The sequence below is a fragment of the Sinorhizobium sp. 7-81 genome, assembly GCF_030124405.1.
GTDB lineage: Bacteria > Pseudomonadota > Alphaproteobacteria > Rhizobiales > Rhizobiaceae > Sinorhizobium > Sinorhizobium psoraleae.
The window spans coordinates 1-1,673 of sequence record NZ_JASKLT010000059.1 but is presented as its reverse complement, the minus strand read 5'-3'; the positions used below and the strand labels follow the sequence as shown (position 1 = coordinate 1,673).

The 1,673-nt window shown below is 67.5% G+C and carries 1 protein-coding gene; it reads right to left on the bottom strand.

The genetic code is table 11. The annotated features are described in order from the left end of the window. The coding region (locus QN224_RS33440; RefSeq protein WP_283980157.1) for a condensation domain-containing protein at positions 1 to 1,673 on the bottom strand (1,673 nt) is incomplete at both ends.

Below are 1,673 nucleotides of genomic sequence, written 5' to 3'. Positions count from 1 at the left end.
GCCGGACCTGCGCCTCGAACAGCTCGTGGATGCACTTGTCCGATGGATAATCCGCCGCCGTCCGGTTCAGCTCCTCCAGCAGATAGCTGCGCTCGTCGGAGGACAGCAGCTCAATACGGCCTACCGGCTGCCCTGCATCGGCAACCATCGCCCGCAGCAGCGCCAGCAGATAACCACGCTGCCGCTCGATCGTCGCGGCATCGAACAGCGCCGTGGCATATCCAAACGTTCCGGCGATGATCCCATCGTGCTCGCCAAGGCTCAGCTCCAGATCGAACTTGACCTGATCGAGGCCATTGCCGGCCGGCTCGACGCTCAGCCCGGGAAGATCGAACGCCTCGACGGCGGCGTTCTGCCAGGCGAGCCCCACCTGGAACAGCGGCGTGTGATCGAGAGAGCGTGGCGGCTTGACGATCTCCACCACCTGCTCGAACGGCAGGTCCTGATGCTCCTGCGCGGCGAGCGCCGTGCGCCGCGTCCGTTCCAGAAGCTCCGAGACGCTCGGCTCGCCCGACAGGTCCAGCCGCAGCGCCAGGGTGTTGACGAAGAAGCCGATCAGCTCTTCGATCTCGCGCCGACCGCGATTGGCGCTCGGCACGCCGATGACAAGGTCGTCCTGTCCGGACAGACGCGACAGCACCGCCGCCCAGGCGGCCAGCACCGTCATGAACAAGGTCGTGCCGTGCTGGCGGCTCAGCCGCTTCAGCCCCCGCGTCAGATCCGCGTCGATGACGATCGGAACGGTCGCCCCGGCAAACGACTGTTGTTCCGGCCGCGGCCGGTCGGTCGGCAGCGCCAGACGGGCCGGAGCGCCGGCGAGGGTCTCGCGCCAATATTGCGCCTGTGTCTGCAGCCGTTCGCCCGACAGCCATTGGCGTTGCCAGGCGGCGTAGTCCGGATACTGGATGACGAGTGGCGGCAGCGGCTCGCCCTGTCCGGCCAGGAACGCCCGGTAGAGGCTGCTCAGTTCACGCACCAGCACGCCCATCGACCAGCCGTCCGAGACGATGTGATGCTGGGTCAGCAGGAAGACATGCTCCTGATCCGACAGCCGGATGAGCCGTCCGCGGATCAGCGGGCCATGGGCAAGATCGAACGGAGCATGGGCCTCTTCATGGCACAGCTCCAGAAGGGTTGCTTCGGCGTCCGGCCCGGCCTTGAGATCGTGCTCGATTACCGGCAGCCCTGTGTCGGGCGGCAGAAGCGCGACGCGGGGCTCATCCTCCGAGTCGACAAAGACGCTGCGCAGCGCCTCATGACGCGCGAACAAACGGTCGAGGCTGCGCTGCCAGGCGCTGCGGTCGAGCGTACCCCTCAGGCGCAAGGCCAGCGGCACGTGGTAATTGGTGCCGGCCGCATCCAGCTGCGCCAGGAACCACAGCCGCTGCTGCGCGAACGACAGCACAAGCGGCTCGTCGCGCGACACGGCCGCGATCGCCGGCAGGTCTTGCGGACCGGCGCGGCTCAACACCTCGACGATGCCTGTCGCCAGATCGCAAAGCACTGGCCTGGCGAACAGCGTCGACAGCGACAGTTCCACACCAACGGCCCGCGACAGCCGGCTCACGAGCCTGACGGCGAGCAGCGAGTGGCCGCCGAGCTCGAAGAAGTTGTCATGGCGGCCGACCCGCTCGACGCCGAGCAGCTCGGCCCAGATCTGTGCCAGCATCGTC